The 18,169-nt window shown below is 61.8% G+C and carries 1 pseudogene; it reads right to left on the bottom strand.

Annotated elements, in window-relative coordinates:
- Positions 1-95 precede the first annotated feature (95 nt).
- Positions 96-18,100, bottom strand: a pseudogene (locus L2Y28_RS10490) (Ig-like domain-containing protein).
- Positions 18,101-18,169: the final 69 nt, after the last annotated feature.

Raw genomic sequence — 18,169 nt, 5'->3', positions numbered from 1 at the left:
ACGAGCCCGCAAAATAATCTTGTGAAATAGAGGGTTATGGCTATTAATGTAAAGAAACGCAAAAAGCCGCGAGGATCGCTCCCCGCGGCGTTGTTTTACGCAATTAAGAGTTGATGATTTGCCAGCAGCGTCGCCAGATCCGTCTGCACGCCGTTCAGCGTCACCAGGGTGGTTGGCGAGAACTGGCCGCCCGTCCCGTCGAGGTCAACCTGGATCTCGGTGTTGCTGCCGTTCTGCACCACGCGGATGTAGTCAGCAATGTTGCCCGCGCTACTGTCCAGCGTCGCCACGCCGTTCACGTAGCTCGCCGAGCCGGTGCCGGTATAGCCGCTGTCGGAAAGCAGGTCGCGCAGATCGATGCGGTCCGTGTCTGCCGTCCCTTCCCGGGTACCGACGGTAAAGCCGTTCACCACATCGCTACCGTTGCCGCCCGTCGCGTCAGACGCGTTGATCAGCTTATAGAGCAGCGTGTCCTGACCGCCGCTGCCGATGTTGAAGGTGTCGTTACCGCCGCGGCCTTCGAACTGGTTATCACCGCTGTTGCCGGTGATCACGTCGTCATGGTCGGAGCCGTTAATCCCTTCAATATTCAACAACCGTGTGGTACCGAACCCGGTGTCCTGCGCCGTAGAGAGGCGCAAATCAACAGTTATCCCAGAGGTGGCATTGCGGTAATCCACCACGTCCATGCCGCCGGTATTGCTCCAGGTGTCGTAGTCGGAATGGGTATTCCAGCCGCCGGAGCCGTTATAGGTATAGATCCCATCCTCTGCGATAAAGGTGTCGTTATACCCGGTTCCGGTAATGGTTCCGCTGTGGCCGCCGGTGGCCGCTTCGGCGGTGAGAACATAACCCTCTTTGCCGTTGCTCGCGTCCAGGCCGGTCCAGGTGACGTTATCCGACACGCCGTTGGTGATCTTCACGATCTCCGCCGAGTAGGTTTCGTTCGGATCCAGCCCGTAGAAACTTACCAGCGCAGAGGTATCATTCGAGCCAATGCCGGACTGGGCGTTGATGATCTGCGAGGCCACCAGTACGCCCGCGGCGTTGTACAGATTGACCGTGTTGCCATAGTAGGCGTTGATGCCCTCGCTATCGACAATGTGCAGATGCATCGCGGTACCGTCAGCGATCTCCGCATTGTTCTGCACCAGCACCACCTTACCGTTCTGCTGAGACACCAGCAGATCCTGCGCACCGTCCCAGTTGTAGTCCACCGCGGCGACGCCGGTGACGTTAGCAAGCCCTGACGCAAGCTGGCTTGAAGTCCAGGTTGAGCCGTAGCCGTTGTTGGTGAACAGGGTCGCCGTCTGCGAGCCGCCGTAGGTGCTGAGCTTGATGATGTCCATCTGCCCATCGCCGTTCCAGTCCACCGCCGCCGACAAATAGCCCGCCGTGGCGTTAGAGGCTTCCACCGCGCTCCTGGTGGTGGATAGCTGCCCGGTACCGTCGTTGTAGTAAATCACCCCGCCGTTGTTGTTGTAGCTGCTGCCCAGGTACAGGTCCATGTAGCCATCGCCGTTAAAGTCCGCCCACGTCATGGACGCCGCCGTGGTGGTATTCGAGGCGTTGGCCACAAACACGTTGGTCAGGTTCTGGCCAATGGAGAGCGTACCGTTCCCGTTGTTGTTTATCACGGTGAGCGAGTACGCCCCGCTGCGGTTGGTGTGCTGCACGATGTCCACGGTGCCGTCGTTGTTCAGGTCGACGCCGGAGATTTCACGTCCGGAATCGAACTGGCCGTAGAATCCACCTTCCCCGCCGGTGCCGTCCGGCGACAGAACGCCGTTGGTATTAACCAGGTAGGTCAGGGAGTCCATACCGGCATCTCCGTAGGCCAGATCCAGATAGCCATCCCCGGTTTTATCGTAGGCAATTACGCCGCCGTACCAGATAGTGGTCCCCATTGCCAGCTGGCTGGCGGTGTAACTGCTGCCATCGTAGGTCCACATCACCTGCGTAGAACCCGCGTAGGTGTTCTCAGTTGCGAAAATATCCTGGGTGCCGTTACGGTCAAAGTCGGCGGCGGTCTGACTCACCACGTAATAGCCACGGGTGTTGCTCAGCGTATTGCCGGCATAGGTCGAGCTATCGCTGCTGGAGTAAGACTGGCCGTTAGCAATGATATTCCACAGCCCGCTGCTATTGGTGCCCACCGTCATGGTCGAGTTGTTCGAGTTACCCGTCGTGGTCGCCCAGTCGGTATTCACCGAGGTGGTATCGATCACCAGGCTACCGGTTGCCGTACCGGTGGTGTTACCGTTGCCCGCGCTACTCTTCACCTGCGCGGTTACGTCGTAACTCGCCACACTCAGGGCATCGCTGTCCGGGATCTGTAGATACCAGGTATTGTGATCCGGGTCGACGACCACCGCACCGCCGGTCTGGGAGGTGTAGGTTTTCCCGTTCACCGTCACCACCAGATATTCACCGTTCACCAGGTCTGCGGAGACCGTACCGCTGACAATCGGCGTGGTATCCGAGGTGGTCTGGGCAGTAATCGCCGCCGTGGTGGTCGGGATGCTGGTATCGACGTTCAGCACAAAGCCATCCGATTCCGTGTAGTTACCGGCTTTGTCGGTGACGCGCAGAATGTAGGTGTGATTCCCGTCGAGCAGGCCGTTGTCCTGATAGGACCAGCTTGCGCTGCCGTTCATCGTGACCTGACCCAGCAAGATCCCGTCCCGGTAAAGCTGCACGATTTCGCCATCTTCCGGAGCGCGGTTAAGCGTACCGTTGATCAGCGGCGAGGTATCGTCCGTCGCGACTGATGCGCCGTACGTGCCTGTACGTTCGCCTTCCCCGTCGGTATAGCTGACCACCGTTCCCACCGTGTCAGGCGGCGTGGTATCAACCGTTACCACCTGCGAAGTGGTTGAGCCGACGTTGCCCGCCTGGTCGATGATCCGCACCTGGTAGTTGTAATCCCCGTCCGCCAGATCGCGGGTGTCCGTATAGCTCCAGCGCTGGTTAGTGACGGTAGCGTCAATCCAGGTATTGCCGCCGTCGAGGCTAATCTGTACGCGCTCGTCGCTGGCCAGCGCGCTGCCCAACGAACCGTTGATCGTCAGCGAGGTGTCCATGGTGATGAAATCACTTCCGGACTGCCCGGTATCTTCGCTGATGCTGTCAATGGTGATGCCGTACTGCGGCGCCTGGGTATCCACCGTCACGTCCTGCGTGGTGGTGGCCCCGACGTTGCCCGCCTGATCGACAACCCGCACCTGATAGCGGTAGTCGCCGTCGGCCAGGGTGCGGGTGTCGTTATAACTCCACCGGGTGCCGCTTACCGTGGCGTAAACCCAGGTGGTGCCGCCATCCATGCTCACCTGCACATACTCACCCGCCCCGAGTTCGGCCCCGAGCGTCCCGTTGAGCGTGTACGAGGTCGAACTGGTCAGGAAGTCGTTATTGTCGAAGCCGGTATCGACGGTGATGTTATCCACGGTCACCGTAATCGCCGCATCCGGCGCGACCGTATCGACCATCACCTGCTGATGAGCGCTGGCACCCACGTTGCCCGCCGCATCCACTACGCGAACGTAGTAGTCATAGGTCTGGTTACCCAGCGTGCGGCCGTCCACGTAGTACCAACTGTTGCCGGTGACGATCACGTTCTGCCAGCTGACTCCGCCGTCGATGCTAATCTGGGCATATTCGCCGTCGGCCAGCGTTGCGCCGAGCGAGCCGTGCAGCGTCAGGGAGGTATCATTGGTGATAAAGTCGCTGCTGCTCAGGCCGGTATCGTCGCTGATGCTGTCGATAGCGATCGTTTTGCTGGTGTCCGGCGCGACGGTATCAATGGTCACCACCTGGCTGGTGGTGGCGCTGATATTCCCCGCGTCGTCAATCACCCGCAGCTGGTAGTTGTAGTCTCCGTCGGCCAGCGTGCGCCCATCAACGTAGGTCCAGCTCAGACCGCTGACGCTCACATCAGTCCAGGTCGCGCCACCGTCCAGGCTGATCTGCGCGTGGTCGCCGCTGCCCAGGGCCGCGCCGAGCGTCCCTTTCAGGCTAATCTGGTTGTCGCTGGTAATGAAGTCGCTGTCGGACAGGCCGGTATCCTGCGAGACGGAATCCACGGTAATGCTCGTCGCCGCAGGCTTCGTCAGATCGATTACCACGTCCTGGCTGTCCGTTGCCCCGACGTTGCCCGCGTTATCAATGACGCGCACCTGGTACGGGTACGTCCCGTCCGGCAGGGTGCGGCCATCGGTGTAACGCCAGGTGGTGCCGGTCACGGTCAGGTCAATCCAGGTTGAACCACCGTCCAGGCTGATCTGCGCCTTCTCGTTATTGCCGAGCTGCGCGGTCAGGGAACCGTTCACCACCACCTGGCTGTCGTTGGTGATGAAGTCATTCGCGCTGAGGCCGGTATCGTTTTGCAGGGAATCAATGCTGATCCCCATCGACGGCGCGGTGAGATCCACGGTAACGGTGTGGTTATCGCTGGCGCTATTGCCGATGGCGTTGCTCACCTGCGCGTTAATCACGTACGAATCGCCGTCCGCCAGCGCGGTCACGTCTGCGCTGCCGACCGTATAGCTCCAGGTGCCGTCATTTTGAACGGTAGCCGTGTAGGTTTTACCGTTAAGCGTAATGGTCACCGTCTGGCCCGCAGGCGCGTCGGTGGTGCCGCTGACAATTAGCGGCGTGCCGTGCTCGGCGGCGTTGACGATATCGTCCTGGGCAAAGGTGTTAATGACGATGGTCGGCACGTCGCCGTTCAGCGTCACGTCGTGTGTTGCGCTGCCCGGGTTACCCGCCTTATCGCTCACCGTAGCCGTAATGGTGTAATCCCCATCGCTCAGGCCGAGGAAGTCGCGGCCCGGCACGAAGACCGACCACGAACCGTCTGCTCCAACGGTCGCCTGATAGCTGTGCCCGTTGAAGGAGACGGTCACCGTCTGGCCCTGCTCCGCGGTGGTGGTCCCGCTAATAGTCTGCCCCGCCAGCTGCTCGGCGTTGTTGACGATATCGTCATCGGCCACGGTGCTGATGGTGACGGCTGGTGCGACGGTATCGACCGTTAAGGTATGGGTCGTCTGGCCGCTGTTACCGGCTTTATCGTTGACCACGGCGGTCACCGTCAGCGCACCCTGGCTCAGTGCGGCCAGGTCTGCCGCCGGAACGTCCAGCGTCCAGGTGCCATCGCTGCCGACAAGCGCAGTGTAGGTTTTTCCGCCCAGCGTGACGGTCACCGTCTGGCCTGCTTCCGCGCTGGAAGAGCCGTGTACGGTGAGCGGCTGCTGAGCTTCCGCCGCATTCAGCACGTCGTCGCCCGACAACGTGTTCACGCTAATCACCGGCGCGGTGGTGTCCACGCTGATGGTATGCGTCGCCGAGGCGCTGTTCCCGGCGCTGTCCTGCGCCGAAGCAGAAACCTGGTAGCTCGCGCCGTCGGCCAGGGTGCCCACGTCGGCGGCCGGTACGGTGGTTGTCCAGGAGCCATCGCTCTGGATAGTGGCCGTATAGCTCTTACCATTCAGGGTGATAGTGACCTGCGTACCGCTGGCGAACTGCGCGCTGGAGCCGTTGATGACCAGCGACGCGCCCGCTTCTGCCGCATTGATCACGTCATCGCCGCTGAGGGTGTTGACGGTCAGCGCGACCGATGCGGTATTTACCACCACGTCATGGGTCTGGGTGCTGCTGTTGCCCGCGCTGTCGGTGATTGTCGCGCTGAGGGTCACGGTGCCGTCGGTCAGGGCAGAAATGTCGCTGGCAGGAACGCCCACGCTCCATTTGCCACTGGCGTCAACGGTGGTGGTGTACTGATTCGAACCGATGGTGATAATCAGCTTATCGCCGACGCTGGCGCCGGTTGCGGTGCCGCTGACGATCTGCGCCTGCCCGTGCTCCACGCTGTTGATGACGTCATCACCCGCCACGACGTTAAAGCTGACGGTCGGCGGCGTGGTATCAAGCGTAATCGCTTTACCCGCGCTGCCCGGGTTACCCGCGGCGTCACTCACGCTCACCTGCACGGTGTAGCCGTTATCCGCCAGGGCGGACAGGTCTGTGCCCGGCACGTTAACGCTCCAGACGCCGCCCTGCTGAACCTGCGCGGTGTAGCTGTTCCCGCCGAAGGTTACGGTTACCGTCTGACCGACTTCCGCCGTGGTGGTGCCGGAAATGGCCACGCCCGCAGCCGCTTCGCTGCCGTTGATCACGTTGTCGCCTGCGACCGTGTCAATCGTCACGGTTGGCGCGGTGGCATCTACACTGTATTCGCGGCCCGCCGAAGCGCTGTTGCCGTGCGCGTTGGTGATGCTCACCTGCACGCTGGCGTCGCCGTCTTTCAGACCCGCAAGATCCGAGGAAGGCACGTTCGCCGTCCAGTTGCCGTCGGCATCGACTTTGGCGGTGTAAGACTTGCCGCCAAAGGTGATGGTAACGATCTGGTTCTCTTCCACATTGGATGTGCTGCCGGAAAGCACCAGATCCGCGCCTTTCTCCGCCGCATTAATCACGTCGTCGGTGGCGATGGCATCGATGCTGATTGCCACGGCTGCCAGATCGACGGTGACGTCGTGGCTGATGGAGACCGGATTGCCCGCCGCGCTCTGGCCCGCTACGGTGACGGTCATCGTGCCTGCGGCCAGAGCGCCCACGTCTGCCGCCGGGATCGCCGCGGTCCAGGAGCCGTCTGCCAGTACCGACGCGGCATAGGTCTTGCCATTCAGGGTCACGGTGAGCGTAGTGCCCGCCGCCAGCCCATCGCTTGAGCCAGTGACGATAAGATTCTGACCATGCTCAATGCTGTTGATCACGTCATCGCCCGCCACGGTATCCACGCGCAGCCCCGGCAGGCTGGCGTCGATAGTGATATCGCGCTCGCCCGTTCCCGAATTGCCATGGTCATTAGTGACGGTCGCTGACACCGTTAAATCGCCGTTGCCCAGCGCCGTCAGAACCGACTCAGGCACGTTCACGGACCAGGTCAGATCGCTCTGCACCGTCGCGTTGTAGCTGTTGCCGCCGATGGTCACCGTCACGGTGTTGCCCGCCTCAGCGTTCGTTACCCTGCCGCTGAGGGTCTGCCCCGCAGCCACTTCCGCCGCGTTAATCACGTTGTCGCCCGCCACTGTGTTGATGGTGACGGTTGGCAGCGCGGTGTCGACAAGCAGGTTCGCGGTATTGCTCACGCTGTTGCCCACGCCGTTGGTGGCGGTCGCGCTCAGGGTGTAGTTGGCTTCGCCCAGGCTCGCCAGATCCGCCGCCGGAACGGTCAGGCTCCAGGTGCCGTCTGCCGCAGTTGTCGCCGTGTAGTTTTTACCGTTCAGAATGACGGTCACCACGGTGCCTTCCGCCAGGTTGGCGCTGGTGCCGCTGACGCTCAGGTCCTGCCCTTTTTCTACCGCGTTCAGTACGTTGTCATCGCTGATGGCGTTAAAGCTGACCGACGGCAGACCGGTATCGACGGTCACATTATGCGTGCCGCTGCCGGTGTTGCCCGCCGCGTCGGTGACAGACGCAGTGACGGTCACGGTGCCGTCGCTGAGGCCTGAAATCACGCTGGCCGGGACGCCCACGCTCCAGTTACCCGCCGCGTCCAGCACGGTGGTGTAAGTCTGGCCGCCGATCGTGACGGTGACCTTATCGCCCGCCGCCGCGCCGGTGGCGGAGCCGCTGACGATCTGCGCCTGATTGTGTTCAGCCGCGTTAATCACATCGTCACCTGCAACGGTGTGGATGGTCACCCCAGGAACGGTCACATCCACCGTCAGAGTGTGATCAACCGATGCCGGGTTACCCGCCTTGTCGCGGACTGAGGCAGTGACCGTCACGCTGCCGTCGGTTAATCCTGCCAGATCCGCCGCCGGAACGTTCAGCGTCCAGCTGCCGTCCGCGCTCACGGTTGTGGTGAAATCTTTGCCGTTCAGCGACACGGTCAGCGTCTGGCCCGCTTCGGCGGTGCTGGTGCCGGAAATTGCCAGGTCTGACTGCGCTTCTGAGGCGTTGAGGATATCGTCTGTGGCAATCGTGTTGATGGTCACGGACGGCGCGGTAGCATCCACGCTGTACTCGTGGCCCGCAGACGCGCTGTTGCCGTTCACGTTGGTGACGCTCACCTGCACGCTGGCGTCGCCATCCTTCAGGCCAGCCAGATCCGCTGACGGCACGGTGTAAGTCCAGTTGCCGCTGTCGTCCACGGTGGTGGTGTAGATCCTGCCGTTCAGACTGATGGTCACGGTCTGCCCGGCTTCCACGTTGGTGGTCGCACCGGACAGCACCAGATCCGCGCCCTTCTCCGCCGCGTTAATCACGTCGTCGGTGGCAAGCACATTGATGCTGATGGCAACGGTAGCCAGATCCACGGTCACATCGTGGCTGATGGTGATCGGGTTACCCGCCGCGCTGTCGCCGGTAACGCTGATTTTCACGGTGCCTTCCGGCCACGCGCTCACGTCGGTGGACGGGATCGCCGCGCGCCAGGTGCCGTCTGCCAGTACCGTTGCCGCGTAATCTTTACCGTTGACGGTAACCGTCAGCGCCGTGCCCGGCGCCAGCCCGTCGCTGGAGCCTGAAACAATCAGGTTCTGCGCGTGCTCAATGGTGTTGATCACGTCATCACCTGCCACGGTATTCACGCGCAGGCCCGGCAGGTTAGCGTCGATAGCGATCTCGCGTTCGCCGGTGCCGGTGTTGCCGTGGCCGTTGGTGACGGTTGCCGTCACGCTCAGGCTGCCGTTGCCGAGTGCGGTCAGCACGTCAGACGGCACATTCACGGACCAGGACAGATTGTTCTGCACCGTTGCGGTGTAGCTGAGGCCGCCGATAGTCACGGTCACGGTGTTGCCCGCTTCGGCATTCGCCACGGTGCCGCTCAGGGTCTGACCTGCCGCCACTTCCGCCGCGTTGATGACGTTGTCGCCCGCCACGGTGTTGATGGTGACGGTTGGCAGCGCGGTGTCCACCAGCAGGTTCGCGGTGTTGCTCACGCTGTTGCCCACGCCGTTGGTGGCGGTCGCGTTCAGGGTGTAACTGGCCTGACCGAGACCGGCCAGATCCGCCGCCGGAACCGTCAGGCTCCAGGTGCCGTCTGCCGCAGTTGTCGCCGTGTAGTTTTTGCCGTTCAGAATTACGGTCACCACGGTGCCTTCCGTCAGGTTGGCGCTGGTGCCGCTGACGCTCAGGTCCTGCCCTTTTTCAACGGCGTTCAGGACGTTGTCATCACTGATGGCGTTGAAGCTGACCGACGGCAGACCGGTATCGACGGTCACATTATGCGTGCCGCTGCCAGTGTTGCCCGCCGCGTCGGTGACAGACGCAGTGACGGTCACGGTGCCGTCGCTGAGGCCTGAAATCACATTTGCCGGAACGCCCACGCTCCAGTTACCCGCCGCGTCCAGCACGGTGGTGTAAGTCTGGCCGCCGATCGTGACGGTGACCTTATCGCCCGCCGCCGCGCCGGTGGCGGAACCGCTGATAATCTGTGCCTGCTTGTGTTCAGCCACGTTAATCACATCGTCACCTGCCACGGTGTGAATGGTCACCGCAGGAACGGTCACATCCACCATCAGAGTGTGATCAACCGATGCGGGTTACCCGCCTTGTCGCTGACGGAGGCGGTGACCGTCACGCTGCCGTCGGTTAATCCTGCCAGATCCGCCGCCGGAACGTTCAGCGTCCAGCTGCCGTTCGCGCTGACGGTTGTGGTGTAATCTTTGCCGTTCAGCGACACGGTCACCGTCTGGCCTGCTTCGGCGGTGCTGGTGCCGGAGATTGCCAGGTCAGACTGCGCTTCTGAGGCATTCAGGATATCGTCTGTGGCAATCGTGTTGATGGTCACGGACGGCGCGGTAGCATCCACGCTGTACTCGCGTCCCGCAGACGCACTGTTGCCGTTCACGTTGGTGACGCTGACCTGCACGCTGGCATCACCGTCTTTCAGACCGGTCAGGTCCGCAGACGGCACCGTGGCGGTCCATTTACCCTCAGCGTCCACCGTGGCGGTGTAGCTCTTGCCGCCGAAGGTGATGGTGACGGTTTGATTTTCCTCCACGTTCGAGGTGGTGCCGGAGAGCACCAGATCCGCGCCCTTCTCGGCGGCGTTGATCACGTCATCGGTGGCAAGCGCATTGATGCTGATGGCGACGTTTGCCAGATCCACCGTCACATCATGGTTCATAGTCACCGGATTGCCCGCGCTGCTCTGGCCTTCAACGGTCACGGTGACCGTGCCTGCGGCAAGGGCACTCACGTCCGCAGAAGGGATCGCCGCGCTCCAGGTGCCGTCTGCCAGCACGGTGGCCGGATAGGTTTTGCCGTTTACGGTGACGGTCAGCGCCGTACCCGCCGTCAGGCCGTCGCTTGAACCCGTGATAACCAGATTTTGTCCGTGTTCGATGCTGTTAATCACGTCATCGCCCGCCACGGTGTCCACGCGCAGGCCCGGCAGATTCGCGTCGATAGTAATATCGCGCTCGCCGCTGCCGCTGTTGCCCACGCCATTCGTGACGCTGGCGGTCACGGTCAGATCGCCATTGCCCAGCGCGGTGAGCACGGATCCCGGTACGTCGACGGACCAGGTGAGATTGTCCTGTACGGTTGCGGTGTAGCTGTGGCCGCCCACAGACACGGTCACGGTGTTGCCCGCTTCGGCATTCACCACCTTACCGCTGATGGTCTGGCTGGTTGCCAGCTCCGCAGCGTTGATCACGTCGTCGCCCGCCACGGTGTTGATGATGACGCTAGGCAGAACGGATTCCACGTTCACGGTGTGCGAGGTGCTGGTGCTGTTGCCGACGCTGTCCGTCGCGGAGGCCGACACGGTGTAAAGCGCTTCACCCAGTTGCCCCACCTCGCTCGCCGGAACGGTTGTAGTCCATTGGCCATTGGTAGCTACCGTGGCGCTGTACGCTTTGCCGTTGAGCATCACGGTCACCACCGCGCCCGCCGCCAGCCCGGAAGCCGTACCTGTGATGGTCAGATCCTGAGTTTTCTCGGTGTTGTTGATCACATCGTCACCGGACACAGTGTCAATGGTCAGCACCGGCGCGGTGAGGTTGACTTCAACCTCGTGCGTTGTGCTGTTGCTGTTTCCGGCTTTATCGGTCAGCGCCGCGGTGATGGTGTGATCCCCTGCGGTCAGAGCACTCACGTCCGCCGCAGGCACGCCCACGTTCCACTTGCCGGAAGCGTCCAGGGTCGCCGTGTAATCTTTGTTATTGATGGTGACGGTCACCACGTCACCCGCCGCCGCACCGGTCACGGAACCGGTGACAATCAGCGCCTGCGCATGCTCGGCGCTGTTGATCACGTCGTCGTCGGAAACGGTGTTAATGGTCAGCTGTGGCACCGTGGTATCCACCAGCACATCGCGATCCGCCGAGGCCGGGTTACCCGCTTTATCCAGGACGGCTGCCGTGATGGTGTAATCGCCGTCGGAAATCGCGCCGACATCCGCAGACGGTACGGTGACGCTCCAGCTGCCATTCGCCTGCACGGTGGTGGTGTAATTCTCGCCGTTCAGGGTCACGGTCACGGTCTGGCCCGCTTCCGCATCAGAGACGCCGTTGATGACCAGATCCTGCTGCGCTTCGGCAGCATTGATGATGTTGTTGTCGCTGACGATTTCAATCGACACCGTCGGCGCGGTGGCATCCACGCTGTACTCGCGGCCCGCAGAGGCGCTGTTGCCGTTTACGTTGGTGACGCTGACCTGCACGCTGGTGTCGCCGTCTTTCAGTCCGCCCAAATCGGCAGACGGTACGGTCGCCGTCCAGTGGCCGCTGGCATCCACCGTCGCGCTATAGGTCTTACCGCCGAAAATGATAGTAACGGTCTGGTTTTCTTCCACGTTGGTGGTCGAGCCGGACAGCACCAGATCCGCACCCTTCTCGGCTGCGTTAATCACGTCGTCGGTAGCTACGGCGTCGATGCTGATGGCGACCGGCGCCAGATCCACCTTCACGTCATGGCTGATGGAAACCGGATTACCCGCCGCGCTCTGGCCGTCAACGGTCACGGTGACTATACCTGCGCTCAGCGCGCCGACGTCAGCCGCCGGAATAGCCGCCGTCCAGGTGCCGTCCGCCAGCACGGTTGCCGCGTAGGTTTTGCCGTTGACGGTGACCGTCAGCGCCGATCCGCTCGCCAGCCCGTCGCTGGAGCCGGTGATAATCAGGTTTTGAGTATGCTCGATGCTGTTGATCACATCGTCGCCTGCCACGGTATCCACGCGCAGGCCCGGCAGGCTGGCATCAATCGTGATGTCGCGCTCGCCGGTGCCGGTGTTGCCGTGGCCGTTGGTCACGCTCGCTGTTACGGTGAGATCGCCGTTACCGATAGCGGTTAAGACGTCAGACGCCACGTTAACCGACCAGCTCAGATCGTCCTGAACCGTCGCGGTATAGGTGTTGCCCCCGATACCGATCGTGACAGTGTCACCGCTCGCCGCGCCGCTCACTTTCCCGCTCAGGGTTTGTCCGGAAGCCACTTCCGCTGCGTTAATCACGTCGTCGGTGGCAACTGCATTAATGGTGACCTGCGGCAGCGCGCTGTCGACCAGCACGCTATGGCTGGTGTTCGCGCTATTACCCGCGGTATCGGTCACGCTGGCCGTCACGCTGTAGCTCGCTTCGCCCAGTGCCGAGACGTTTGCCGCCGGAACGGTGACGCTCCAGTTACCGCTGGCATCGGTGGTGGCGGCGTAACTGATACCGTTCAGGGTTACGGTGATGCGGGTCCCGTCCGGCTGGTTGCTGGTGCCGGAGACCAGCAGATCCTGACCTTTCTCGGTCGCGTTGATCACGTCGTCAACCGCCAGGGTAGTGATGGCAATCACCGGCGCGGTCAGGGAGACGTCAAACGCGTGCGTCGCGCTGGTGCTGTTGCCCGCTTTATCGGTGAGCGTGGCGGAGATCGTTTGATCGCCGTTAGCCAGCGCGCCCACGTCCGCCGCCGGAACGCCCACGCTCCAGTTACCGGCACCGTCCAGCATGGCGGTGTAGTCTTTGCCGTTCAGGGTCAGGGTTATCACATCGCCCGCCTGCGCGCCCGTCACCTTGCCGGTGACAATCAGCGCCTGGCCGTGCTCGGCAATATTAACAATGTCGTCGCCCGCCACAATGTTGAAGGTAATCTGCGGCACGGTAGTGTCGACCAGCACGGACGCCCCCGCGCTGGCCGGGTTGCCCGCTTTATCGGACACGGTCGCCGTGACCGCCGCGCTACCGTCTGCGATCCCCGCCAGATCCGCCGCCGGTACATCCAGCGTCCAGCTGCCGTTTGCCTGCACCTGGGCGGTGTACTGATTGCCGTTGAAGGTCACGGTGACCGTCTGGCCTGCTTCGGCAGTAGACGTCCCGCTCAGGGTCAGGTCCTGCGCCGCCTCTGCCGCATTTAGCATGTTGTCGCCGCTGATGGTGTTGATGGTGACCGCTGGCGCGGCGGTATCGACGCTGAATGCCTGCGAGGAAGAGGCCGCGTTGCCGTTCATGTTGGTTACGCTAACCTGTACGCTGGCGTCGCCATCCTTCAGGCCGCTCAGTTCGGCAGCCGGTACGGTGCAGGTCCAGTCGCCGTGGGCATCGACCATCGTGGTCCAGGTTTTACCCGCAAAGATAATGGTAACGGTCTGGCCCGCTTCAACGTTCGAGGAGGAGCCGGACAGCACTAGATCCTGGCCTTTTTCTGCCGCGTTCAGCACGTTGTCGTCCGTCACGCTGTTGATGCTTATCGCCACCGGGGCGAGATCGACATCCACCACGGTACCGATGTTCACCGGGTTGCCGGAGGTATCCTGCGCGCTGGCGCTGATGGTGAGCGCTCCATCCGCCCACCGGGAGACGTCCGCGGCCGGAACCGCAGCCTGCCAGGTGCCGTCCGCCAGTACCGAGGCGGAATAACTCTTGCCGTTGATGCTCACGGTGACGGTGCTACCCGCCGCCAGGTCGGTGCTGGTGCCGGAGATAACCAGGTTCTGCGCGTGTTCAATAACGTTAATGACGTCGTCACCAGCGACGGTATCAATGCGCAGGCCGGGCAACTGGGCGTCAATGGTGACATCCAGGGAAGACGATCCGGTATTACCGTGCGCGTTCGTCACGCTGGCCGAGACGGTCAGGTCGCCGTTGCCGAGCGCGGTTAACTGACTCTGGGTTAACGGCAGGCTCCAGGTGAGATCGTCCTGTACGGTAGCCGTGTATGTCTGCCCGCCGATGATAATGGTGACGGTATCGCCCGATGCCGCGTTCGATACTTTCCCGGTCAGGGTTTGCCCTGCGGCCACTTCCGCCGCGTTAACGATATTGTCGCCCGCGACGTTGTTGAGGGTAACAACCGGCAGCGAGCTGTCCACCAGCACATCGTGCGTGGCAGAGGCGCTGTTGCCCACATTATCGGTGACGCTCGCCGTCACGGTGTAATTGGCTTCACCCAGCGCGCTCACCGCAGAGGCGGGTACGGTAACGCTCCAGTTGCCACTGGCGTCGGTGGTGGCTGCATAGTTGATACCGTTCAGATTAACGGTGATGGTGGTTCCTTCCGGCTGGTTGCTGGTACCGGAAAGCAGCAGATCTTCGCCCTTCTCTGCCGCATTGATCACGTCATCCGCTGCCAGCGTATTAATACCGATTACAGGCGTGACTGTATTGACCACCACATCCACTGAACTGCTGCCGGTGTTGCCGGACCGATCGGTCACGGAGACGTTAATGGTCCAGGTGCCGTCCGTCAGCCCCTGAACGACGGACGCAGGCAGGCCGAGGCTCCAGTTGCCCGCCGCATCCACCACGGTGGTGTAGTCCACGTTATTGATGGTGATGATGACCAAATCACCCGCCGCCGCGCCGGTGACGGAGCCGCTCAGGATCTGCGCCTGTGAATGGGCCAGCTGGTTAACGGTGTTGGTGTCGGTGACGAAATCGTTGATGGTCACCTGCGGCACGGTGGCATCCACCAGCCCAACGCGGTCCGCGCTGCTGCTGTTGCCCGCCACGTCACTGACGGTGGCCGTGACGGTGACATTGCCATCGGTCAGCGCGCCAACGTCGGCGGCAGGCACGTTCAACTGCCAGCGACCGTCCGCCTGGACCGTGGTCTGGTAAGATTTACCGTTCAGCGTCACGGTGACCGTCTGGCCCGCTTCAGCGGTTGTGCTGCCGCTGAGCACCAGATCCTGCTGCGCTTCTGCCGCATTAATGATGTTGTCGTCGGTCAGGTTATCAAGCGTAATGGCTGGCGGCTGCGTATCGACGGTCACCACGCGTGAGGCGTCCGCGCTGTTGCCGTTGACGTTAGTCACGCTGACGCTCACCTGCGCCCGCCCGTCGATCAGCGTTTCCATCGCGCTCGCCGGAACGGTCAGGCGCCAGGAGCCGTCCTGCTGCACCTGTGCGGTAAAGGTTTGATCCGCGAATTTCACCACCACGGTCTGCCCGGCCTCTACGCCCTGCGTCTGACCGGAAAGCGTGACATCCGCGCCTTTTTCCGCCGCGTTGAGCATATCGTCAGTGGTTACGGTATCGATGGTGACGGCCACCGCGTTCAGGTCAAGCTCGATCGGGTGTTCAGCCGCCACGGTGTTGCCCCAGGCATCTTCCGCACTGACGCTGACGGTCATGCCTCCCGCCGTCCATGCCTGCAGGTCCGCTGACGGCACGCCAATCTGCCAGCTGCCGCTGGCGTTAACCGTGGTGACGTATTCAACATTATTGATGGTGACGGTGATCTGTGTGCCTTCGGCCAGATGAGTGCTGGAGCCGGTCACGGCCAGATCCTGCTGCTGTTCAATGGCGTTAATCACGTCATCGCCAGAGATCGTGTTCACGCGCAGGCCCGGCAGTTCGGCGTTGATGTTGATATCACGTTCGCCGGTGCCGGTGTTGCCGTGCGCATTCGTGACAGAGGCGCTGAAGGTTAACTCGCCGTCGCCAAACGCCTGAAGGTCGGCCGATGGGATGGTCACGCTCCATTTCAGGTCGCTGCCAACCGTCGCGGTGTAGCTCTTGCCGCCCACGGTGACAGAGACGGTATCGCCCGCCGCCGCGCCGGTGACGCGTCCGCTGAGGGTTTGGTCAACCGCCGCTTCGGCGTTATTGACCAGGTTATCCCCGGCAAAGGTGTTGAGGATCACCTGCGGCAGCGCGGTATCGACCAGCAGATTCGCCTCGGCGGAGCCGCTGTTACCCACGCTGTCGGTGCCGCTGACGCTCACGGTGTAAAGGGTATTCGCCAGATCCAGCACGTCGGAAACCGGCACCTGAACGGACCAGCTACCGTTCTCAACGGTGGCCTGATAGTTAACGTTGTTCAGCGTCACGGTGACAGCGCTGCCGTTCGGCAGATTACTGGTCCCGCTCAGGCTCAGGGGCTGCATGGCCTCCTGCGCATTCAGGACGTTATCCTGGCTGATGGGGGCAAGGGTGAATTCCGGCGGGTTGCCGCTGAGCGTAATGCCGTGCGTCGCGCTGCCGGTGTTGCCCGCCGCATCGGTCACGGAGACCGAAATGCTGTGGCTACCTTCACCCAGCGCGCCAATGACAGAGGCAGGCACGCCGACGCTCCAGCTGCCGTCCGCCTGGACGACACCAGTAAAGGTCTTGCCGCCAACGGTCACGGTGACAACGTCGCCCGCCGCCGCGCCGTTCGCCTGGCCGGAAATAATCTGCGCCTGCCCCTGCTCGCTGGTGTTCAGAATGTCGTCGCCCGCGACAGTGTTGATAGTGACCACTGGCGCTGCGGTATCGACCGTGAAATCGGCGGTGGTGGAGGCCCCGTTACCCGCTTTGTCGCTGACGTTTGCCGTCAGGGTGTGCTCGCCGTTAGCCATCGCCTGTACTTCACTGGCCGAAAGCGTAACGGACCAGGTGCCGTCGCTGCCCACGGTCGCCGTGTGATTTTTGCCGTTCAGCGTGACCGTCACAATCTGGCCCGCTTCCGCATCGGTTTTTCCGGTCAGCGTTAGCGGCTGATTATGTTCAGCCGCGTTGATGATGTTGTCCTGGGCGATCGTGTCGACAGAAATCGCTGGCGCAGCGGTATCGACGCCAATCGTCTGGCTGCCGGTCACGGTGTTGCCCGCCGCGTCTTTGCCGCTGACGTTGACCGTCCAGGTACCATCGCCCAGCGCCTGCGCGTCAGCAGCAGGCACCTTCACGCTCCATGCGCCGTTTGCCCCCACTTCTGCGGAATAGGTTTTACCGTTCAGCGTGACGGTAAGCGCCGCGCCCTGCGCCAGGTTTTTGCTGGTGCCGGACAGCGTAAAGCCAGCGGCCTGCTCGCTGGCGTTGATCACGTTATCGCCCGCCGTGGTGGCGAGCGTCACGCTGGTATCCGCTGTAGAAACGGTTACGGTAATACTGCCCGCAGAGGTCGTTTTACTGCCGTCGATCTGGACGACGGACCAGGTATGTTCCCCGTCCGCCTGGGTCGGAAGTGTTACCGTCCAGGTGCCGTCCTTTGCGACCATGGTGCTGGCGATTGTGCTGCCGCTGCTGTCTTTAACCTGAATGGTCGCGCCCGGCTGCCCGGTACCGCTGAAGGTTGGGGTGTTATCATCCGTGACCTCTTTTGCACTCAGCACCCCCTGCTTGTCACCCGCGTTATCCGTCAGCAAAAATGTTGGCGTGGCGCTTTCGACTTCTTTCGTATTATCAATAACTTTTGTTTTGGTCTCGCCGTCACCGCCGTGAGCCAGCAGTGCGCCAATCGCACCGCCTCCCAACGCCGCTCCGGCAATCCAGCCCCACGGCGCATCGCTTAAGACGCTTCCCTGCTCCAGAAAAGGTTCAATGCTGCTAATGGGTGCAGCCTGGGCGGTTAATTCGGTGGCGGCAACGCCTGATGCTTCCCCGGCATCGGCAAATGAAATATGCGTCAACTCCTGGTTATCGTTAAATACCAGTTCGGAATGATTATGGGTTTCCGTGTCTTCGACAAAATAATTATTGCAGCGGATCACGCTGCCATCTTTCATATAAATGAGGAGGTCATTCCCCTGGCGGACATAACGCACCACGTCCTGAGCAGAACCCTGAATTTCAATCACGCTCGGCGATGAAATAGAGACCGAGAGATTCCCTTCACCGGTTAATTTCGTTTTTTCTGCCGTTTTTCGAATGATAACATCAACAACTTTTGCGTTACTCATATTCTTCTCCTTGCAGGTGCGCGTATTCCTGTGGTTATGTCCACCAGAGGGATGTAACTATCCCTGGGA

The sequence above is a fragment of the Enterobacter sp. JH25 genome, from assembly GCF_021725435.1.
In the GTDB taxonomy this organism is placed as follows: Bacteria; Pseudomonadota; Gammaproteobacteria; order Enterobacterales; family Enterobacteriaceae; genus Enterobacter; species Enterobacter intestinihominis.
Note: the sequence above shows the minus strand (reverse complement) of the source record. Positions and strands in the feature narration are given on the sequence as shown.